Source organism: Paenibacillus sp. CMM36 (genome assembly GCF_053570945.1).
This window is the reverse complement of the sequence record NZ_JBSEDY010000004.1, coordinates 117,854-135,280: the sequence shown is the minus strand read 5'-3', so window position 1 is coordinate 135,280 and position 17,427 is coordinate 117,854. Positions and strand designations below refer to the sequence as shown.

Below are 17,427 nucleotides of genomic sequence, written 5' to 3'. Positions count from 1 at the left end.
TTTAGGATATAAATTCATTATATTTAATTATAAGAACGTGAGGGCTAACATGGAAACGGCTAAATACATAATATTTTCAATGTTGGATGGTATGGCAATTTTTATTTTTGGATTTGGTATGTATTCTATAAAGCTAAGAGACTACTGGGTTCAATTTATCGTTTCAAGTCTGTGTATTTCTGTAGGTACCTTCTTGTATGTGGAATACGACCTTCCGACTAGAGTTGCACCGATTGCCAATTTATTATTATTGATAATATTTCTCGTGATTTTATTTAAACTATCTCCCCTTTCGTCATTGAGGATATCGGGAATAAGTTTTTTAGTGCAGATGATTTTACAAACTTTAACTGCGCTTATACTTGCAAGTACACTTAATATTGATTTTTTTGAAACAACAAAAGAATATGGAATACTGATTCAATTCTTGGGTGACACAGTAATGGTCATCATAAGTTTGATATTAAGAAAACGATCTATCTTCTTTACAACATTACCATATCAATATACATTAAAATTCAAAATTAACACCTCGAATATAATACTTTTTATTGTGTCTCTGCTCGGTATAGCTTTAATGACAAAGCCTACTTTCAACAATATGACTTCAAGTGTAGTTTTCTGGATAGCAATATTCGTATTATTGATTCTAATAGAAAGAAGAAAGGAAATTAAAAATGAATATGATTGATCAAATAGCCGATAAGTGGAGTTGTGCAGCTAAAAGTAAATATCCTGATGAATTACCGTCACAACAAATAGTGAGATATACATTAAAATTTATAATCTCGAATACCATTCCCATATTTATAGTATTAATTGCATCGATGCTATTAGGCATTACTAAAGAAACAGTATTTGCATTAATAGGGTTTTCATCACTTAGAATGTTTTCAGGTGGTTTTCACTTTAAATCGGCAGATATGTGCATAGTTTTTTCATCGCTAGTAATAATTTTAATAGCATTGGGAGGCAATTATTTCGAGAATTACTCTTTTGCTATGTATCTAGCCAGTGTAATATTGGTAATGATATATGCACCAAGTAAGATAGAACAGCAAACAAGAGTGAAACCGGAAAAATTTAAATGGTTTAAAATTATATCCTTAATAATAGTTTCGCTGATATATATAATAAATATTCCAGTAATGAATTTAGCTGTTTTAGTACAAAGTCTCCTCTTGATACGCTTGAGAGGAGGTGAAAAGTTATGAAATTGAACAAACTTATGCTGATTGTTGGTAGTTTTTGCTCTCTGTTGGCAGTAACAGTGGTAAGCACTGCTAGTTGGACATTGATACATGGAGAAGCAGTGCCAGAAGAATTGAAATAATATATTTGGGGTCTCGCTCTTTCTTCTGGGTGGGGCGAGACCCCAAATGAATTACGAGGTGATAAAATTGAAATCAACGGACACTATAAAAGTAGTTAAGAAAATAGGTGACAAAATAGATGAAGTAGCAATTATGTTACCAGTGTCAGAAGTTCAAGGATTTAGAACTGAAAAAAAGAGCGGGAAAACAGGACAAACACGGATTGTATACATAACTGGTATGGGTGAATTTATCGATGAAACAAGAACAGAGCAGACGATGCGTTTATTTGAGAACATTGAGGGATTCGTAAGAGTTGGAAGAGGAAGTATGGCTGATGTGACTAAGATTGATGAAATCGATGAAAGGGTATATGAGATTTATTTTGATAAGACCAAGAAAAGCTTTGTGGAAATCGCAGCGGTACATTTAACAACAGTAAAAAAGATGTTACAGAGACTTAGAAACAATAAAAAATAAGAGTTATTTTTGGATTTATGTTGCTTATGCCTTTTGGCAGTAGTATAATTAAAATAAATACGAACATAAGTTCCTGAATAAACGATTCGACAAAAAGTGACACACTATATGGGCGTTTTTCCAGTATATTGATTAAGTCAATATATTTAGACATGGTGTGTAAAGTTGTTGCCTAATTATAGTAATCTCGTATAATAAAAGTATAGAATTCGACAGCAAGGAGATAATGCTATGCAGCAAGACGAACTAATTTATCGGCTTGAGATACCTACAAATGCCACAATAATAATGAAAAAAATAGAGTTTCTTTTGAGAAGTGACTCTGACAGACAAAAAATGTATTTATTTTGCAATGGAAATCCTGGCTCTGAATATATTTATCTGTCAGAAAGAAGAAAGCAGTTGATCGACGAAGAAGGTTATAAAGACAAGTATGAGTTTATTATTGATTATAATGATAATAATATCATGGCACTTGAAAAACTATATCAAGAAAAAGTCGATGATTTTAAGTTAGCTAGATTAAAAGTAACAGACCCAGAAACACTATATAGCTTGTATGAAAAAAATAAATATTCAAATTTGCTACATCTAGCTTTGTCTTAGTAGTTGCATAACCATTGCCGAGCGTATGGTTCGGCTGATTACATACCATATAGATAGAGATAGAAAGGAAGTTTACAAAAACTATACAATTAAAAATAATGAAATGTATTGACTATAATAGTTTAGCGTGTTATATTTAATGAACAAGGTGATTGACCTCCTAAAAGAATACTTTTATCAAGATAAATAGTTACCAAAAGGCAATGCATAAGGGTCTTTCGTCTAATTGGTTAAGACACCAATCTCATAAATTGGCTAATGCCCGTTCAAGTCGGGTGAGACCCACCAAAAAATAACACACAGCAATGTGTGATTATATAGATGAAATATAACTGAAAGGAGATGCTGAAACATGAACAGTTATTACGATAGTGGATTTACCTAGTTTCAATGAAGAAGCTAATAACTGACAAAGAAGTACATACAACAATAACGCGCCTAGCGCGATTATATAGATGCAGCTCATCTCACTTTGAAAAGGTGGTGATATGAATCAAGAACAAATTAAGAAGCCCTCCCTTTTATGATTGATCGAAAATGGATTAATCAAATAAAAATAATTAAACATTAAAGGGAGATATAAAATACAAATGGCAGACTATAAGATTAAAGTAAACAACAATCATGGTGGCAAAGAATTTAACAATGGATTTCATTTTGTGGGAAAAGTCAAACCAATTAAGGAAAAAGATAACACAGATAACTGGGTAGATGTCCCGTTTTACTCAACTGAAGAAGAGGGGAAAAAGAAAGTATTTCAATTTATTATCGAAACGGCAATGAGTAATGAATTGAAAGTTAAGATTACAGGTAAAGAAAAGCCCTATGCATATCCTTACAGCAGGCAGCATAGAAAGTCGGCAAAAGTAGAATGGAATCAAAGATACAATAAAGACACATATCCAGATAATACATATCATCTCATTGAACCTGAATGGGATAGAATCGATAAGTTTAAAGAGATTGTAGAAAAAGACTTTTGGGTAGAAGTTAAGGGAAAATACATTCCATATGAGTTTGATACAGAAGACGGCAAAACAATTAAAGGTATTTCGAGACAGATTAGTTTTGTCAATCCAATCAAAGAAGGAAAGGTTATCATTGATGGTGAGCCTCAAGATGTTAAAGTTGCTGGGAAATCCATTAATTACGTGTGCGACTTCCAATCGCCAGATTTTATTGAAGTAAATAGATTTAACATGCAAATTGGTATCAATACTACATATCAAGATAGTGAGACTGGAGATACAAAAATTAATGCAGTTGTTTTGACAAATGGAATCGAGAGATCCGAACCAAAAGATGTTGAAATGATGGTGTATCAGAAGAAAGTAGAACATGGCATTTCGATGGCTGATGCCTTCTCTTCTCTTAATACCTACGACTTTATTGAGGTTATTGGACAAGACAACAACAGAGCAACTTTTGCTTACGTGGATATCGTAGAAGAAATTTCATCCGATGACCCATTTAGTCAAGTGGATAGTAGTGAGAAGGTAACACGACAAGAGCGTGTCACTAACGGGGATAAAAAGGGTCTGGAAGTTATCAGTTATGTGGAAGGCAGCTTGATGCGCGAACTTTTGAAGGAAGAGGAATTCAAGAAGTCTGCTGTTTTGACAAATGAAAATCCTTTTAGTGAGAGTGTAGCAAGCGATGATCCATTTAATCAAACAACCAAACCATCCGATGATCCATTTGCAGATCCATTTGCGTGAGATTAGATAGTTATAATCAATTAAAAAAGCGGTCTGTGTATAAAACACAGACCAAGTTATACAAAATTCATTGAAGTATAAACATGGGATCAAATAGGTCAACAAAAAATTATAGATAAAAGGGAGAGAATAATTAATTATATGGGATTGAGAGATGCAGTAATTGATAATGTACCTAAGGTAGCACTTCACGGGATTCGTTCACTGATTGTCGGTAACTATAAATCGGGCAAAACGCGACTCTGGAAGGAGGTCACAGAGCTTCACTATGACAATCCAGATGATTACATGCTACTCTCTTTTGAGAAAGGGTGGGAAACATGGAGTTTAAAAAACGTTGTCCCCATTCATACAAAAGGAAGCCCAGCAGATCAATGGGAATATTTCCGAAGTGTAGTTGTTAAGGATCTTGTTGAAGAAGCAAGAACCAATAAAATTGTTAAACTTCTTGGAATAGATACCGCAGACAAAGCAATGTCAGCAGCAGAGGAATGGGTAATTAGAGATTTTAACAAAAAAAATGGCTCGAGATATACATCGTTAAAAGAGATCAGTGATAAGACTACAGACAATGGCTATACATTGCTTACAGCAGAAATGAATAAACAATTTGATACTTTGGAGAACTCTGGGTATGGAACAATGTCGCTTGCTTGGTCTAAAGAAAGAGAAACGACACTGCGCAATGGAAATAAGTTTACTTCTATTGATATGATGATGTCCGCAACAGGTAAAAAAGTGTTTGAATCTCAAGCAAGTTTAATTTGCACTCTATACAATGACACGGTTATTTTAGATAAAGACGGAAATGAACTTGAAGAAAACATAAAGGACAAAAAAGGAAGAGATAAGGCTAGCGCTTTTCATGAAACTCAGGTTATGATGCTTTTCCGTCCAAATGAATTTGTATCTATTGGTGGTGGTCGATATGTAAACCTTCCCTCAGAACCTATCCCTTATAGTTCTAAAGAGTTTATGAGAATTTATGAAGAGGCAGTAAAAGGTCAAATGGATGCAGAATCTAAAAAGAACATTGTGAAGATTGAGGAAGAACAAGAGGCTGTTCAGGAGCAGAAAGCTCAAGAATTTGCTGCGCAAGAGGAAGCAAAGGCTTCGGCTGATGACTTAATTGCCTCCATTCAAAAAGAGGTTGATCGTTTCACCCAAAGTGAGAAAACCGAGACGATTGTGCCTAAATTCAAAGAGATTCTGGGTGTACCTAACTTTAGAGCAATTTCAGACACTGAAAAACTTCAAGAAGCATTAGAATTCGTTAAATCAATCTAATACATAAAAAGATTCAGTAAAAGACAGATTTTATTAAGAAAATATTAAGAATGAGGTAGATATTGATGACAGAACAAATTAATGAAAGATTAGATCATATTGAATTCAAACAAGAGTTATTATTCCAAGATACAATGTTTGACCATGTTTTATTTGAAGCCAACTGTACAAGATCGCAAAGAACCGATTTATTTAATCTACTAGATAATTTAGACACCAAATTGCAAAGCGGAGAAAAAGTAAGTCACATTACATTTGAGACTAAAGTTAACGATATCTTCGAAAGTGAAAGGGATTATCATTTTGCTGAAAATATAGCTATGTCCCTATATGATACAGGAAGATATCAAGAACTAGTATTTCAATTGTATAAAGATTTACCTAAGTTTAATCATAAATTTTTGTAAATAAATAATTAGCCTCACCGCATGAGTGGGGCTACATACTAAATCAGGAGCGTGATACGTTGGGTGAGCTAATCCTCTCTCTGCTATTGGCGCTATCAGTATGCAACAACACTGAAGCACAAAGTGTCAATCAAGTACGAGAAATGAAAAACACGACAATTAATCAAGAAACAAGGGTTGCCAAGCTGGATAAGATCAAACAAGTGAAGAATAAGAAAAATACATATAAATGGGAACGATTTGAGTTAACAGCTTACACCAACAATCAAGGTAGAAGTGTACACAGTAAAAATTACGGAAGAACTGCTTCAGGAAAGATGACTAAGGCTGGTGAAACAATAGCCGCTGACTGGAGGATACTGCCTAAAGGTACGGTAGTTTACATAGATGGTGTAGGCAGAAGAGTAGTACAGGACAAAGGTGGAGCCATCAAAGGTCATAAGATTGATGTGTATGTCAGAACAGAAAGTGAAGCAAGACAATTTGGTAGAAAGAAACATGTAAAAGTACGAGTGATTAAGTGGGGAGATAACAAATGAAAAAAGTATTTTTGCTAATGGGATATTCAGGCTCTGGTAAAACAGAGGTCGCTAAAGCATTGGAAGGACGAGGATATAATATCCTCCAGTCCTATACAACACGTCAACCAAGACATGAGAGCGAATGGGGGCATATTTTTACCACTGTGGAGAACTTTGAACAGCTTGACATGGAAAAACGAATTGTCGCTCATAGCTATTTTGATAATAATCACTATTTCAGCACCAAAGAACAATTGCTAGAAACTGATGTGTACGTTATAGATCCTGATGGGATAAAGGATCTGAAAAAACGTGTTCAAGATATTGAATTCGTAACTATCTACTTAAAAGTGGACAAGCAGACGAGATACAAAAGAATGATTAAACGTGGAGACGATGTAGATAAGCGGCTTAAACGTATTCATCAAGATGGCACTAAATTTAGAAAGAAACGATTTGATTATCAAGTTATCAATTATGAACTAGATAAGGCCGTAAATGTGATAGATCAAATTATCAAAATCGAGCGAAATGATTAAAGGAGGTACACCAATGCTACCGCTTAACTTTGAACGATTATCCGAATTATATAGTTACCTAGAAATTGATGATATTGATTATGGAGAGCTTCAGGAGTTACGCGATAAGATTTACGATTTAAAACAAATTGTTGAAGATAAAATGGAAGTATATTGATGAGCAGAACTAAGACGATTAAATACATAAACGAAACTTCGGTTGACGAGATGGTTAAACAGGTAAAAGCTAAAGGGTCAAACATTAATCAGGTTATTGAAGCAGCCAAAGAATCGAGAACTGAGTATGGATTAAAGGTACAGGAATTTATCGAACGACTAGGTGAGGTAGAGGATAATGTATAAGTGGATAGCATATGGCTTAACCATGCCTAAGGATATTCTTTTTATCGACAAAAATAATGATGATATGTGGGCATCGCATGATAAAGCTTTGGAACATCTAAAAGATAATCATATAGAATTTGATACTTTATGTAATTATGATCCAAAGATAGACGTGGATATTGACCTGATGTTGGTATTAGAAATTTAGTAAAACCTGTATTTGATTAAGAAAGGGGAGATGAAATGAAATTTATACAAAAAAACGAACTTAAATCAGACGAATTAGAAACTGGAGACTTGTTGATTGACGAGGATTCTGGAGTATATCTCATTGCGGAGGATATTGAAGAAGATGAATATCCCATTGTATTGGTTAATATTGAGAACGGATATATAGATAGTGCTTATCCGTCAATTGACTCTATTTCAAAAAACAGAAATTTCTCCAGACATATCAAAGGAAGTAATTTAGTATTATCTGAATCATAATAAAATAAAGATTTTATTTGAAGGAGAAATGAAATGGATTTTGAAGGTGAAGATAAAGGATTTGAATGTACATTGTATGATTTAGTGACAGGAAAATCGTTAGGCGTATGTCCAATAGAGGCAACCGCTGAAATGAAAGAGAATATAAACCCTCCTCTGTTCACGAGAAGCTACGCCTTAGAACTTGAAAAGCCTGTTTTCAATTATGGAATGATTGGTGAATTAACGGACTTGTATGATAAAGAATTCAGAGTCGTAATGGAGAGCGATCAGTTAAATAAATTAAAATACATAGCGAAAAGAACAAAGAATAAACGGATTAAAAATAAAGTGAAAAATAAAATCGTCAGAATAGATCACCCTATATTCAATGAAGGCGTGCTAATTAAAGGGTCTAATATTAAATTTAATTAGAAGTCTATCTTTACTAGAAAGGAATAGATATGTGTATTCAATCAGCAAGAAGTTTGATTAAACAGCAGTTAGAATATTATTCAAAATTTATCCCCGGATTAGAAGGGGATAAAGATAGTTTAAATCATGAACTGGAGCTAGTACAAAACCGCATCGAGATTTATAAAGAAAAAGTAAATGATCTTGAAATGATACTTAACGAACTAGATGAAGACTATGTAAACAAATAAAATTGATATTTTACATAGAAAGGAGGAAATGATTACGTTTAAGAAATTCAAAGAGTATCTATGGAAAAAAGAATATTTAAAAAGTGTCGTTGAGATTTATTTGCTTTTATACATATCTATTACACTATCGTTCGCAGCTCTCATGGTGTCGATAATCAAATGAACAAAATAATTGAGGAATGAATAATTGAGAACAAAATTTCGAGAATGTTACGATAAAGGTGACTTTAGTGATTAGGGGTGAGTAAGTGTACGATTATTTATATTACTTAGCTAATGAAAAGTATAGATATTATGAGCGACTCTACGGTGATTCAAGTTGTGCATATCGTGAACATGAATGCATTGACAGAATTAGACTTATACATAAATATGAAATGTTACTAGAAGTTATTTCAATGCTACCTACACAACAACAGATTAAACTGACTGAAATTGAAAAAAATATTTTGAGGATGCACCATATGTAAGCAAGTAAAATCGATCTTTGATCAAGAAAGGAATGAAGCTATGTGTACATATGATGGTGCTTATGTGGACAGAAAGTGTCCACCAAGTTACATACCTCAAAAGAAATTAAAGGAAGTCTATACAGTAACCAAAGCAAATCATGTCGATACCTACCATTATCATGGTTCATGGTTTGAATACACATGGGATTTGGTTTTAACTGACTCATGTGGAAACATAGTAAATAAAAAACTTGATACATGGGATGAATGTCGGGGATTAGTTGGAAAAGTCATTGAGTATGACGGTAACGTGTTCAAAGTTTGTTCTTAGATCTAATGAAATCAGCATTTTATCTATGCATCCAAAGGAGTGATTAATTGCTAGTGTGCAATAAGATATACAAGATGGATTGTCTTCAAGGAATGAAACTTATCCCAGACGGAACAATTCCATTAACCGTTACTTCGCCTCCTTATGATGATCTAAGAAAATACAAAGGTTACTCATTCGAGTTTGAAGAAATTGCTCGTGAGCTTTACAGGGTGACAGCAGATGGTGGAGTTTTGGTGTGGGTAGTTGGTGATAAAACCGACAAGGGTAGTGAAACCGGAACAAGTTTTAAGCAGGCTTTATTCTTTAAAGAAATAGGATTCAATCTGCACGATACAATGATTTACGAAAAAGATAGTATTAGCTTCCCTGAAACTAATCGCTATTATCAGATTTTTGAGTATATGTTTATTTTCTCAAAGGGAAAGCCTAAAACGACAAATTTAATTTCTGATAGAAAGAATAAGTGGTACAACGGAAAAAAGCATATTAAGGGACATTATAGAAATGCCGATGGCGAACAGGTCAGACATAATAAACAAAACTTGCTTAAGGAATACGGAGTCAGATATAACATATGGAGAATAGCAAACGGGCATCAAAAATCAACTTTAGATAAAGTAGCATTCAAGCATCCAGCAATCTTTCCTGAAAAGTTGGCAGAAGATCACATTCTTAGTTGGAGCAATGAAGGGGATGTTGTTTTAGACCCATTCATGGGAAGTGGTACTGTAGCTAAGATGGCATTATTGAACAACAGAAAATACATAGGATTTGAGATATCAGAAGAATATATAGAGATCATTGACGAAAGACTGAGTGCATATGTAACAGAGTAATTAAGTAAAATGAAACTTTTATTAAGAATAGGAGAAATAAGTTGAAAGAAAAATGTACTAGATGTGGCGAGGATATTTTCGAGTCTGGATCGGTGAGCAGATGTTTGAGATGCGGAAAGGCAACAAAAAGAGAGATTTCAGGAAAAGAATATTTTAAAAATAAAAATAGTGTTAGCTTCAACACAAAGAAGGAATAACTTATGAATTGGTTTAAAGATATTCCCATTTTTGAATGGGGTGATTTAGACGGTAAGACTTTATACATACGAGTTGAGGAAGCTAAAGGAGTCAAAATTCTAGGTGGTTATGATCCTGTGGACGACAAAATGTATGTACTTGCAGAACAATATAATTTAGAAGGGAACTGATACTGATTGAGTTATACAGCAGTTGAAAGGGAAACGGTATGCGTGTGCAACGATGAAACAAATGAGTGGGAAGTGTACAGTTGCTCGCCTAAAACCATTACAAAAATCAAAAAGGCTGGCTTAGAGTTGCTTCGAGTCGATGCAGATGGCGGTCACTACTTCAAGGGTGATTATGGACAGGTATCATTTCGTGCTAAGAGTAATGGACGTAACTGGACACCTGAACAAAGACAAGCTGCTGCCGATAGAATGAGGGCAATAGCAACTAAAAATACATAGGAAGTGGTTTAATGAAAATAAATCAACAGTTTCAATGTGAAAAATGTGAAGAGGTTTTTACAGATGAAGGAATTTGCGCTACCCACGAAACAAATTGTTGCACAGAAGAGACAAGATGGTGCTATAAATGTGGAAAAACAGAAACTTGGAATGAAAAAGATGATCGGGCATTTAGTTATCAAGAGCAATGGCACACAATTAATCTTGGAAGAGTGGGATATGGTAGTTCATTAGATGGATGCGATGTTGAATTTACAATTTGTGATGATTGTTTGTATGGATTTATAGATACATTTACGATAGAAGGACAAGAGAAAGTTCATAATAGTGGTTCTAATACATATTTATCGACAGAAATTTGGATTCGTGAAGCAAGAGGCGAATTGACGGATGAGGAGTATGAAGAATATGGAATGTACTCCCCTCGCCAGATTCAGGCCTACCAAGAAAGATTTCCAATATGCGATAAGGTAATAATTTATGAGTATGAAGATGGAAGCAGGGGGAGCCATTGTTGTAATTATTCCTTTGGAGACAGTGAGGGTAAGGCCACTCGCAATGGCAATTCCAAATGTTTTGATTGTGTTTCTTTTAAAGAAAGAACTGGAGAAATAGAAATTGAAAAAGGGTAAAGATTATCAAATAAGAATTTTATTGAAAAATACTAAAAAAGGGTTGTGAAGAGAGAAGTATGGATCAAATTGATTTTGAGATTAATGATCGTAATGAAATGATTTTGACAGAGAGTAAAACAATGCGTGACGAGCTTGTTTTTAAAGATAGTGTGCTAGATAAGGTCAAGCAAGTGTCAATGCTACCAGGAACATTTGAGCTAACAATTGATATGATAGCTAATTACTACGAGGTCGGATATGAAGCGGTAATGTCGATCATTAAACGTCACAGAGACGAATTTAACGAGTATGCAGAATTGAGAGTACTGAAAGGGAAAAGCTTAAAAGAATTTCGTGACGTCCATCTTGAACTTCGCCAGATTATTGATTCCAATACTCGAAATTTGACAGTAGTGAATAGACGAGGTTTGCTCAGAGTCGGTATGCTTCTCACTAAATCTGAAGTTGCAAAAGCTATCCGTCATTACCTTCTTAATGTAGAAGAGATTACTGAAAAAGAACAAAAACAGTGGGCTGTCGAAAGAGAGATAGCGCGACGTGAAAGAAAACAATTAACAGATGCAATCAGAGACTTTTATATTGGTTCAATGAAAAAAGGAATTGCGTACAGTGTGCTAACTGATATGGTATACAAACTGTTATTTGATACAAATACAAAAGGTCTGAGAGAAATGTATGGGATAGATAAGAATGAGCCTCTTAGGGACTACTTGAGTACTGAAGATTTGAAAAGAGTTGTTAAGGCCGAAAAGACAGTTTCGGCATTGCTCTTGTTGGGAAAAGGGAAAAGGGAAATCGAAAGTGAGTTGTTGAAAAACAAAGGAAAGTTTTGACTTAATGAAGGTAACGAAATCGCAATTTAATCACGATACAGAAAAGGAGAGATTAATATTGAAGATAAATTTTGAGTATCATGATTGTAGCAGCGGTTATGATTGGAAAAAAGATAGGACACTTGAATTGTCAGAAGAAGAAATTACTTTATTGCTTAATTCCGGCTACATTAATTATCAAGTAGGTAACAATGTATGGATTAAGATGTATGTAAATAGCATAGTTACTTCGATTGATGAATACGCGCGCGCTGAATATACTATAGTATTGAACACAAAGAGGGGGTAATGCTAATGAACTTTGATAATGTGAAATGGGACAAAGTGGAAACGGAAAATTACTTGGTATTTATCAATAATGAAGAGTTCATACTGTTAGACAAAAGCAGAAAAAACGTTGTTGTTTCTTTTGTGGAAAATATTAATGAGTTTATACATGCACTCAAAAAAACAAAAGAAGCGATAGATCATAACAATAAAATTATTAGATAGTTGTAAAAGAGGACTTTTACTGAAAGGAGGGTTGTAATGACTATATACGAAGAAATGGATAGGCTGCGTAAAGAAGTAGAGGAAAAAGCCGCCCTATTAAAAGCAATGGAGTCAGAACATTTCGATGTTAATGGTATTTGGGAATTTTCAACAGAAGGAGATTGTGAAGGACGAAGTACAAAGCATTTGGGTACATATCAAGGTAACTTATTCGATGGCATAAAGAAATATGGCAATCAGAGTTATTACCGTCTTGCTTGCAAAAAAGTAGGTAGTTACAAACCAAGTGAAGCTTCAATTTCAAAAAAGGTGCATTTCACAGTTTATGACCAAGCAGTTAAATTGAATGATCCTGAGGATGCCATTTCAAAGTTAAAGTCAAGCGTTCCAGACGGACACTCTTTGACAGGAAGTAATTATTATGGCTGCATAGCTCTTGAGTGGAAGGAATAGATAATATAATGAAAGTTAACTATAAAGGATTTAAGTTAGAAGCAACACGCGAAAAGTCCTTGGGTGGTTGGAATACATTATATTATACAATTTATACTCCAACTGGATTTGAACTCATATCAAGTTTTGAGGATTCAGAAGAAATAATAAAAGATAAAATTCAGCAACTTAAAGATATTGTTGAGGACTATCTTATAAATCCACATAATTATGAAGATGATGACCAAATGTAAATTCCATAAAGAAGAGGAGATGTGTAATTGGATAAATCAAATGTAAAACTAAAACTTATTGCAATTAAAACGAAAGATAAGGTCTATATCTCAGATAATATTGAAAACAACTCATACCATTCTACAAAAATTAAGAATCTTATTTTTGATAATGCAGATCCTGTCTCGACATTTAGAAATGATTGGTTTGAGGTTAAGGAAGTTCCAATGTTAATTCAGAAGAAATTATCTGGTGAACGAATCAACTCTAGATATGAACTTAAAGAAGCACATTATAGTACCGGATTGCCCAAAGTACTTCAATCATCAGATTTTAGTGAAGAAGGACAGTATGAGTCAGTTTATGGTCTGTATGAACTAAAATATGAATTGACTGACCCCAAACTAGTAAGAGTAGAGTTTGAGTTGAATGTCATTGCAGAAGACTTAGATTTTGAAATTGTTCGAAGTGACTACAACCTGCAACACTCAGTTTTAGATCAAATCATTACACATCCCGTGTTATTATCAACTCGTCCATGTACACTATCTAGACAAGAAAGCTACAATATTGTTCGCAAATACATAAAAGCAAATATTAATCCTAGATGGGCAACCATTACAAGCGACTATGACTTTTGTTTTACTGTCAGCAAAAATATCGAACATGAACCAGAAGAATATAGAGTTAATGTAGGAAAGCGCAAACCAAAATATGAGACAAGACATACAAGAACTAGAACAGTTAAAGTATATGAGGCTTCTCCTAAACCATATGATAGATATCCTGTTATTGAGCCATTTGCAGGTAAAAACGAAGAAGATTTGAAGATGAATATTCAAAAATTTTTGGACGAACTTATGGAAGTAATCAATAGACCATTGATTGAGTGTGAACATTGTAAGGGATATGGAGTGATCAATTATGAAGTTTAAAAAGAATTATCTGATAAATGAATTGAACTTGCCAGATACTGCCTTGGTCGATGAAATCATAGATACATCTCGCTGGAGTATTCATCATAGCATTATATTCGAACATCAGGGTAAGTTCTATCAGACTCATTATTCTGAGGGAGCCACAGAAATGCAAGATGAGAGTCCGTGGGAGTATGAAGAAGACGTTGATTGTGACGAAGTTGAACTAAAAGAAGTAAAAGTAATGAAGTGGGTTCCAGTACCCGAATCAAATACATAAGAGAACGGGAGAAATAAATGAGTTATCAAAGATGCACCAGTGACAAGGAAGAGGTAAGCAATATCGTAAAAGATATTCTTCAAGACGGCGACCATCTAAACACTGAAATATTGATTTACTTCGATGAAGATGATAAAGAATGGACAATCATCAAAGATAAACGCTTTTTCTCCTATGGCCTGAAATTCGAAGATAAACTGGCTCATTTGGAGAATTTGATTGAAATGTGTTCATTGGAACTGAAGGATGCAGAAAAGGTGACAAGTGTTGATGAACATCAATGTGTTGTCAATGATTTGATTCAGAAGCTAAATGTTGGAATGTTGAAGTATAAAAATAATGAGATTGAATGGTCTGAGTAAAACATAGATTTTATCATAATACATATAGAAGGATGAGATAGAATGAGTAAGTTATATGAGCTTGGAGAACAATATAGATTATTTAACAATTTTGTAGATTCAGCTTGGGACAATGACGATTTAACTGAAGATGATTTGCAACTGTACATTGAGACGCTAGAATCTATTGAAGATGAGCTGAGTAACAAGGCAGAGAATATCGCCAAGTTCATGAAAAACATCGAAGGAGACATCAAAGCCTTAAAAGAAGAAGAGGATCGATTAGCTAAAAAACGCAAATACCTTCAGAACAAAGTAGAAGGATTAAAGAGCTATACTCAAGCTGTATTAGAAGTAAATAAGATTGACAAGATAGACGCAGGTCTATTTAAGGTTAGACTACAAAAGAATCCTCCATCCATTAATATTGTGAATGAAAAAGCTATTCCTAATACATACAGAATTCCGCAACCCGATAAGATTGATACCAAGGGGTTATTGGCTGCCGTAAAACAGGGTGAAGTTGTTGAAGGTGTTGAATTAGTGACAGATAAAAAGCATTTGCGTATTAGTTAGTGCAAAGCCTCCTATTATGGAGGTTTTTTATTTTAACAAACAAAAATAATGAAATATATTGATATATAATAAGACGGGTGTTATAATTGACTTATGGAAAGATACATACTTTAAAAGAGTTCTTTTATTAAGAAGGGAGAATTTACTGAATTGAACAGTGAAATGTGCAAAGACAATAAGGAATTAGCCGAGTATATTGCCAGTCATTTGCCAATCAGTTGTGAAGATGCACTAGATTTTGTAGAAGGCACGTTAATGGGCGGCATGTTTACTGATAGAATTAACTTTACGATTGCTTTGGGTAGCAGAGAGAGAAGAATTAGTCAGTTACAAAATCAAGTCAATTCTTTAAAGACTGAAGATAATGGATAATTGTCTAATTGCCAAAGAAAGGAGAGGATTGGATATGGGACGCTTCGATGATAATAAATTACAAGCCAACGAAAAGAGAATGATTCTTCAACACTACAAAGCCGTTAAGGAAACTTTACTTGAGTTACAAGAAGAAACAATGAACAACTTAGATTATTCAGCATTTGAGAGAACGATTGAATTTATTGATAATAAAGTAAACTTAATTAAAAACGGTTGATAAAAGGTCTGTTTCATAAGGAGTTGAACAATGAGAAAAATATCAGAGGCTCAATATAAGAAAATAATAAAAATGTTTAACGATCAAGTGGATAAAGAAACGAGCGCGATGACTACTGTGTTATCATCTTGGGGAAGAAATTCTGAAATTAGTAAATTGGAGAAGGCAGCAAGCGCAAAGAAAGAGGAGTTCATAAAACTGTTTCAGTAAAAGGCGCGTTTCATAAGTAGGAGGAAATTAATGTATAAAAAATACTGGAACGAAGATGGTAAACGATTCATGATAAAAATTGATGAAGTCAGAGTTAATACAAGCAGGGAAAATGGGATGACTTACTACAAACTTGTTCAAAAACTAAAAATATACCAGAAGAAAAAATACTTCTTGGGTTGGAAGTGTATTTATTTAAATCAATGGGACGAAGAAAAGGGCGTAGATTTAATTAAAAGAATCCGTGAGAGCACTAACGATTGTTTTGGTAAATAAGGAGAATGATATGAATCTAGTTGAAATTCAAAAATTCATGAGAGTTGTCGAGCGTTATTCACCTAATTGTTTTATCAATTCCAAGTTTGAATTAGTAATCGAACCCAAGAATAATTATTATATTCTTCTTGGAGATGTAGAGACAGAGTTGGACATCAAAAGAAAAGTTTTGGCATGGGTATCACGACCAAGTTGCAAGGGAGTAAGTAAGTATTGGCAGAAGCGATTTAGGGCAATTATCAATGACTATTTAGAAACTAATTTTACAGATGACGATATGGAAGAGATATATACATATTTGGGTAACGATTGCAACAGAAATAAGACATTTCGATTTATTGAGTCTGGGTATGATTTATCTTTGTTGAAGAGTTAGTGATGGTAAGCTTCATAGATAAAGGAGAGAAAATTTTATGACTATAAGTGTGCCAATTGAAATTATCAGAAATAATAAAACTCAGGAGTTTATAGAGTTGCAACAAGTGCATGAACGTTTAGACAACGAATTGCAGAGATGCGCTAATAAGCTGGAAGAGTTATATGCCGAATTAAATAAATTAATTAGTCCAACTGATCGTTATGGTCATTCATACACTTACAACTACGAATACTTTAAAAAACACAAAGCATGGAGAGAAGCGTTGCTTATGCAAGATGCGATTAATGAAGTGGTGAACGTCGAAGGTGAAATACAAGAAGTAAACGCGGCATACATAGAAGTCAGAGAGAAACTTAGAGTGATTTATAGAAAATGTGGTATGACAGATGTGGTTATTTAAGTGGTGGTTACAAGCAACCGGGTTAATGCTATTGGTGGCATTGTTTATTGAGCTTCTATTGTTATGCAGTCCACCTTTAAAAATGCCGTTCAGTCATTGGCTTATTGAAAGTATGATTTTGTTTATGCCCACTTTTGTGGGAATGGTATATGGGTTTTTATTCCTAAGAAGCAAGAAGGGGCGGTTTAAATGATTAAGTACTTGTTGTTTGAGTATTTTAATTGTTATCCAAG

35 protein-coding genes and 1 tRNA gene are annotated in these 17,427 nt (G+C 34.0%); all 36 read left to right on the top strand.

Features of this window, described 5'->3' with window-relative positions; genetic code table 11:
- Nucleotides 1-49 precede the first annotated feature (49 nt).
- The 36 genes from ACWA2B_RS10510 to ACWA2B_RS10335 all read left to right on the top strand — a co-directional run bounded on the left by ACWA2B_RS10510 (nucleotide 50) and on the right by ACWA2B_RS10335 (nucleotide 17,194).
- The gene (locus ACWA2B_RS10510; RefSeq protein WP_340981227.1) at nucleotides 50-691 is read left to right on the top strand and encodes a hypothetical protein; all 642 of its coding nucleotides are present in this window, start codon (nucleotides 50-52) and stop codon (nucleotides 689-691) included.
- On the top strand, nucleotides 678-1,214 hold the full coding sequence (locus ACWA2B_RS10505) for an accessory gene regulator ArgB-like protein (protein WP_068940500.1): 537 nt from the start codon (nucleotides 678-680) through the stop codon (nucleotides 1,212-1,214). Before ACWA2B_RS10510 ends, ACWA2B_RS10505 begins: the two co-directional genes overlap by 14 nt.
- Nucleotides 1,211-1,333: a hypothetical protein gene (locus ACWA2B_RS10500; RefSeq protein WP_019687660.1), complete on the top strand. Its 123-nt coding sequence runs from the start codon at nucleotides 1,211-1,213 to the stop codon at nucleotides 1,331-1,333. Before ACWA2B_RS10505 ends, ACWA2B_RS10500 begins: the two co-directional genes overlap by 4 nt.
- Nucleotides 1,334-1,400: 67 nt before the next feature.
- Nucleotides 1,401-1,793: a hypothetical protein gene (locus tag ACWA2B_RS10495; RefSeq protein WP_449292100.1), complete on the top strand. Its 393-nt coding sequence runs from the start codon at nucleotides 1,401-1,403 to the stop codon at nucleotides 1,791-1,793.
- A 231-nt stretch (nucleotides 1,794-2,024) separates the two neighbouring features.
- Nucleotides 2,025-2,399, top strand: a complete 375-nt coding sequence (locus tag ACWA2B_RS10490) for a hypothetical protein (RefSeq protein ID WP_449292099.1) — start codon at nucleotides 2,025-2,027, stop codon at nucleotides 2,397-2,399.
- A 211-nt stretch (nucleotides 2,400-2,610) separates the two neighbouring features.
- A tRNA-Ile gene (locus tag ACWA2B_RS10485) sits at nucleotides 2,611-2,687 on the top strand.
- 302 nt (nucleotides 2,688-2,989) lie between these two features.
- Nucleotides 2,990-4,117, top strand: a complete 1,128-nt coding sequence (locus ACWA2B_RS10480) for a hypothetical protein (protein ID WP_449292098.1) — start codon at nucleotides 2,990-2,992, stop codon at nucleotides 4,115-4,117.
- 141 nt (nucleotides 4,118-4,258) lie between these two features.
- Entirely contained in the window at nucleotides 4,259-5,404 is a 1,146-nt protein-coding gene (locus ACWA2B_RS10475; protein ID WP_449292097.1) for an AAA family ATPase, read from the top strand.
- A 65-nt stretch (nucleotides 5,405-5,469) separates the two neighbouring features.
- Nucleotides 5,470-5,811 (top strand): hypothetical protein, encoded by a 342-nt coding sequence (locus ACWA2B_RS10470; RefSeq protein WP_449292096.1) that lies wholly within the window; start codon nucleotides 5,470-5,472, stop codon nucleotides 5,809-5,811.
- A 59-nt stretch (nucleotides 5,812-5,870) separates the two neighbouring features.
- The gene (locus tag ACWA2B_RS10465) at nucleotides 5,871-6,350 is read left to right on the top strand and encodes a 3D domain-containing protein (protein WP_449292095.1); all 480 of its coding nucleotides are present in this window, start codon (nucleotides 5,871-5,873) and stop codon (nucleotides 6,348-6,350) included.
- The gene (locus tag ACWA2B_RS10460; RefSeq protein ID WP_449292094.1) at nucleotides 6,347-6,871 is read left to right on the top strand and encodes an AAA family ATPase; all 525 of its coding nucleotides are present in this window, start codon (nucleotides 6,347-6,349) and stop codon (nucleotides 6,869-6,871) included. Before ACWA2B_RS10465 ends, ACWA2B_RS10460 begins: the two co-directional genes overlap by 4 nt.
- A 13-nt stretch (nucleotides 6,872-6,884) precedes the next feature.
- Nucleotides 6,885-7,028 (top strand): hypothetical protein, encoded by a 144-nt coding sequence (locus tag ACWA2B_RS10455; RefSeq protein WP_193373359.1) that lies wholly within the window; start codon nucleotides 6,885-6,887, stop codon nucleotides 7,026-7,028.
- Nucleotides 7,028-7,213 carry a hypothetical protein gene (locus ACWA2B_RS10450; RefSeq protein ID WP_449292093.1) on the top strand — a complete coding sequence of 62 codons (186 nt, stop codon included), beginning with the start codon at nucleotides 7,028-7,030 and terminating at the stop codon, nucleotides 7,211-7,213. The genes ACWA2B_RS10455 and ACWA2B_RS10450 overlap by 1 nt, the downstream gene beginning before the upstream one ends.
- The gene (locus tag ACWA2B_RS10445; protein ID WP_413986412.1) at nucleotides 7,206-7,403 is read left to right on the top strand and encodes a hypothetical protein; all 198 of its coding nucleotides are present in this window, start codon (nucleotides 7,206-7,208) and stop codon (nucleotides 7,401-7,403) included. The genes ACWA2B_RS10450 and ACWA2B_RS10445 overlap by 8 nt, the downstream gene beginning before the upstream one ends.
- Before the next feature lie 35 nt (nucleotides 7,404-7,438).
- The gene (locus ACWA2B_RS10440; RefSeq protein WP_449292092.1) at nucleotides 7,439-7,684 is read left to right on the top strand and encodes a hypothetical protein; all 246 of its coding nucleotides are present in this window, start codon (nucleotides 7,439-7,441) and stop codon (nucleotides 7,682-7,684) included.
- Between the two features lie 33 nt (nucleotides 7,685-7,717).
- Nucleotides 7,718-8,098, top strand: a complete 381-nt coding sequence (locus tag ACWA2B_RS10435) for a hypothetical protein (RefSeq protein ID WP_449292091.1) — start codon at nucleotides 7,718-7,720, stop codon at nucleotides 8,096-8,098.
- 29 nt (nucleotides 8,099-8,127) lie between these two features.
- Nucleotides 8,128-8,328, top strand: coding sequence for a hypothetical protein (locus tag ACWA2B_RS10430; protein WP_449292090.1), 201 nt, complete (start codon nucleotides 8,128-8,130; stop codon nucleotides 8,326-8,328).
- A gap of 857 nt (nucleotides 8,329-9,185) precedes the next feature.
- Complete coding sequence (locus ACWA2B_RS10425) at nucleotides 9,186-9,950, top strand: DNA-methyltransferase (RefSeq protein WP_449292089.1); 765 nt, start codon at nucleotides 9,186-9,188, stop codon at nucleotides 9,948-9,950.
- Nucleotides 9,951-10,150: 200 nt separating this feature from the next.
- Nucleotides 10,151-10,318, top strand: a complete 168-nt coding sequence (locus ACWA2B_RS10420; protein WP_311078168.1) for a hypothetical protein — start codon at nucleotides 10,151-10,153, stop codon at nucleotides 10,316-10,318.
- A gap of 6 nt (nucleotides 10,319-10,324) precedes the next feature.
- Nucleotides 10,325-10,597, top strand: coding sequence for a hypothetical protein (locus ACWA2B_RS10415; RefSeq protein ID WP_449292088.1), 273 nt, complete (start codon nucleotides 10,325-10,327; stop codon nucleotides 10,595-10,597).
- 11 nt (nucleotides 10,598-10,608) lie between these two features.
- Complete coding sequence (locus ACWA2B_RS10410; RefSeq protein WP_449292087.1) at nucleotides 10,609-11,229, top strand: hypothetical protein; 621 nt, start codon at nucleotides 10,609-10,611, stop codon at nucleotides 11,227-11,229.
- Between the two features lie 59 nt (nucleotides 11,230-11,288).
- Entirely contained in the window at nucleotides 11,289-12,065 is a 777-nt protein-coding gene (locus ACWA2B_RS10405) for a hypothetical protein (RefSeq protein ID WP_449292086.1), read from the top strand.
- A gap of 4 nt (nucleotides 12,066-12,069) precedes the next feature.
- A complete protein-coding gene (locus ACWA2B_RS10400; RefSeq protein WP_449292085.1) occupies nucleotides 12,070-12,354 on the top strand; it encodes a hypothetical protein in 285 nt (94 codons plus the stop codon).
- Nucleotides 12,355-12,359: 5 nt separating this feature from the next.
- Nucleotides 12,360-12,557 carry a hypothetical protein gene (locus ACWA2B_RS10395; RefSeq protein WP_449292084.1) on the top strand — a complete coding sequence of 66 codons (198 nt, stop codon included), beginning with the start codon at nucleotides 12,360-12,362 and terminating at the stop codon, nucleotides 12,555-12,557.
- A 36-nt stretch (nucleotides 12,558-12,593) separates the two neighbouring features.
- Complete coding sequence (locus ACWA2B_RS10390) at nucleotides 12,594-13,010, top strand: hypothetical protein (RefSeq protein WP_449292083.1); 417 nt, start codon at nucleotides 12,594-12,596, stop codon at nucleotides 13,008-13,010.
- Nucleotides 13,011-13,018: 8 nt separating this feature from the next.
- Nucleotides 13,019-13,243, top strand: a complete 225-nt coding sequence (locus ACWA2B_RS10385) for a hypothetical protein (RefSeq protein WP_449292082.1) — start codon at nucleotides 13,019-13,021, stop codon at nucleotides 13,241-13,243.
- A 27-nt stretch (nucleotides 13,244-13,270) separates the two neighbouring features.
- On the top strand, nucleotides 13,271-14,158 hold the full coding sequence (locus tag ACWA2B_RS10380) for a hypothetical protein (protein ID WP_449292081.1): 888 nt from the start codon (nucleotides 13,271-13,273) through the stop codon (nucleotides 14,156-14,158).
- Entirely contained in the window at nucleotides 14,148-14,420 is a 273-nt protein-coding gene (locus ACWA2B_RS10375) for a hypothetical protein (protein WP_449292080.1), read from the top strand. The genes ACWA2B_RS10380 and ACWA2B_RS10375 overlap by 11 nt, the downstream gene beginning before the upstream one ends.
- A gap of 17 nt (nucleotides 14,421-14,437) precedes the next feature.
- A complete protein-coding gene (locus ACWA2B_RS10370) occupies nucleotides 14,438-14,782 on the top strand; it encodes a hypothetical protein (RefSeq protein ID WP_449292079.1) in 345 nt (114 codons plus the stop codon).
- 42 nt (nucleotides 14,783-14,824) lie between these two features.
- Entirely contained in the window at nucleotides 14,825-15,337 is a 513-nt protein-coding gene (locus ACWA2B_RS10365; protein ID WP_449292078.1) for a siphovirus Gp157 family protein, read from the top strand.
- Between the two features lie 150 nt (nucleotides 15,338-15,487).
- Nucleotides 15,488-15,709: a hypothetical protein gene (locus ACWA2B_RS10360; RefSeq protein ID WP_449292077.1), complete on the top strand. Its 222-nt coding sequence runs from the start codon at nucleotides 15,488-15,490 to the stop codon at nucleotides 15,707-15,709.
- 34 nt (nucleotides 15,710-15,743) lie between these two features.
- Entirely contained in the window at nucleotides 15,744-15,929 is a 186-nt protein-coding gene (locus tag ACWA2B_RS10355) for a hypothetical protein (protein WP_449292076.1), read from the top strand.
- Nucleotides 15,930-15,959: 30 nt separating this feature from the next.
- Entirely contained in the window at nucleotides 15,960-16,139 is a 180-nt protein-coding gene (locus ACWA2B_RS10350) for a hypothetical protein (RefSeq protein ID WP_449292075.1), read from the top strand.
- Nucleotides 16,140-16,169: 30 nt separating this feature from the next.
- The gene (locus ACWA2B_RS10345; RefSeq protein ID WP_449292074.1) at nucleotides 16,170-16,415 is read left to right on the top strand and encodes a hypothetical protein; all 246 of its coding nucleotides are present in this window, start codon (nucleotides 16,170-16,172) and stop codon (nucleotides 16,413-16,415) included.
- A 10-nt stretch (nucleotides 16,416-16,425) separates the two neighbouring features.
- Complete coding sequence (locus ACWA2B_RS10340; RefSeq protein ID WP_449292073.1) at nucleotides 16,426-16,791, top strand: hypothetical protein; 366 nt, start codon at nucleotides 16,426-16,428, stop codon at nucleotides 16,789-16,791.
- Nucleotides 16,792-16,828: 37 nt separating this feature from the next.
- The gene (locus ACWA2B_RS10335) at nucleotides 16,829-17,194 is read left to right on the top strand and encodes a hypothetical protein (protein ID WP_449292072.1); all 366 of its coding nucleotides are present in this window, start codon (nucleotides 16,829-16,831) and stop codon (nucleotides 17,192-17,194) included.
- The last annotated feature ends 233 nt before the right edge of the window (nucleotides 17,195-17,427 follow it).

Bases quoted from the DNA above. Each gene is read 5' to 3' on its own strand.
- ACWA2B_RS10510 (WP_340981227.1), top strand. From the start codon at position 50: ATGGAAACGGCTAAATACATAATATTTTCAATGTTGGATGGTATGGCA.
- ACWA2B_RS10505 (WP_068940500.1), top strand. From the start codon at position 678: ATGAATATGATTGATCAAATAGCCGATAAGTGGAGTTGTGCAGCTAAA.
- ACWA2B_RS10500 (WP_019687660.1), top strand. From the start codon at position 1,211: ATGAAATTGAACAAACTTATGCTGATTGTTGGTAGTTTTTGCTCTCTG.
- ACWA2B_RS10490 (WP_449292099.1), top strand. From the start codon at position 2,025: ATGCAGCAAGACGAACTAATTTATCGGCTTGAGATACCTACAAATGCC.
- ACWA2B_RS10480 (WP_449292098.1), top strand. From the start codon at position 2,990: ATGGCAGACTATAAGATTAAAGTAAACAACAATCATGGTGGCAAAGAA.
- ACWA2B_RS10475 (WP_449292097.1), top strand. From the start codon at position 4,259: ATGGGATTGAGAGATGCAGTAATTGATAATGTACCTAAGGTAGCACTT.
- ACWA2B_RS10470 (WP_449292096.1), top strand. From the start codon at position 5,470: ATGACAGAACAAATTAATGAAAGATTAGATCATATTGAATTCAAACAA.
- ACWA2B_RS10460 (WP_449292094.1), top strand. From the start codon at position 6,347: ATGAAAAAAGTATTTTTGCTAATGGGATATTCAGGCTCTGGTAAAACA.
- ACWA2B_RS10455 (WP_193373359.1), top strand. From the start codon at position 6,885: ATGCTACCGCTTAACTTTGAACGATTATCCGAATTATATAGTTACCTA.
- ACWA2B_RS10450 (WP_449292093.1), top strand. From the start codon at position 7,028: ATGAGCAGAACTAAGACGATTAAATACATAAACGAAACTTCGGTTGAC.
- ACWA2B_RS10445 (WP_413986412.1), top strand. From the start codon at position 7,206: ATGTATAAGTGGATAGCATATGGCTTAACCATGCCTAAGGATATTCTT.
- ACWA2B_RS10440 (WP_449292092.1), top strand. From the start codon at position 7,439: ATGAAATTTATACAAAAAAACGAACTTAAATCAGACGAATTAGAAACT.
- ACWA2B_RS10435 (WP_449292091.1), top strand. From the start codon at position 7,718: ATGGATTTTGAAGGTGAAGATAAAGGATTTGAATGTACATTGTATGAT.
- ACWA2B_RS10430 (WP_449292090.1), top strand. From the start codon at position 8,128: ATGTGTATTCAATCAGCAAGAAGTTTGATTAAACAGCAGTTAGAATAT.
- ACWA2B_RS10425 (WP_449292089.1), top strand. From the start codon at position 9,186: ATGGATTGTCTTCAAGGAATGAAACTTATCCCAGACGGAACAATTCCA.
- ACWA2B_RS10420 (WP_311078168.1), top strand. From the start codon at position 10,151: ATGAATTGGTTTAAAGATATTCCCATTTTTGAATGGGGTGATTTAGAC.
- ACWA2B_RS10410 (WP_449292087.1), top strand. From the start codon at position 10,609: ATGAAAATAAATCAACAGTTTCAATGTGAAAAATGTGAAGAGGTTTTT.
- ACWA2B_RS10405 (WP_449292086.1), top strand. From the start codon at position 11,289: ATGGATCAAATTGATTTTGAGATTAATGATCGTAATGAAATGATTTTG.
- ACWA2B_RS10400 (WP_449292085.1), top strand. From the start codon at position 12,070: ATGAAGGTAACGAAATCGCAATTTAATCACGATACAGAAAAGGAGAGA.
- ACWA2B_RS10395 (WP_449292084.1), top strand. From the start codon at position 12,360: ATGAACTTTGATAATGTGAAATGGGACAAAGTGGAAACGGAAAATTAC.
- ACWA2B_RS10390 (WP_449292083.1), top strand. From the start codon at position 12,594: ATGACTATATACGAAGAAATGGATAGGCTGCGTAAAGAAGTAGAGGAA.
- ACWA2B_RS10385 (WP_449292082.1), top strand. From the start codon at position 13,019: ATGAAAGTTAACTATAAAGGATTTAAGTTAGAAGCAACACGCGAAAAG.
- ACWA2B_RS10375 (WP_449292080.1), top strand. From the start codon at position 14,148: ATGAAGTTTAAAAAGAATTATCTGATAAATGAATTGAACTTGCCAGAT.
- ACWA2B_RS10370 (WP_449292079.1), top strand. From the start codon at position 14,438: ATGAGTTATCAAAGATGCACCAGTGACAAGGAAGAGGTAAGCAATATC.
- ACWA2B_RS10365 (WP_449292078.1), top strand. From the start codon at position 14,825: ATGAGTAAGTTATATGAGCTTGGAGAACAATATAGATTATTTAACAAT.
- ACWA2B_RS10355 (WP_449292076.1), top strand. From the start codon at position 15,744: ATGGGACGCTTCGATGATAATAAATTACAAGCCAACGAAAAGAGAATG.
- ACWA2B_RS10350 (WP_449292075.1), top strand. From the start codon at position 15,960: ATGAGAAAAATATCAGAGGCTCAATATAAGAAAATAATAAAAATGTTT.
- ACWA2B_RS10345 (WP_449292074.1), top strand. From the start codon at position 16,170: ATGTATAAAAAATACTGGAACGAAGATGGTAAACGATTCATGATAAAA.
- ACWA2B_RS10340 (WP_449292073.1), top strand. From the start codon at position 16,426: ATGAATCTAGTTGAAATTCAAAAATTCATGAGAGTTGTCGAGCGTTAT.
- ACWA2B_RS10335 (WP_449292072.1), top strand. From the start codon at position 16,829: ATGACTATAAGTGTGCCAATTGAAATTATCAGAAATAATAAAACTCAG.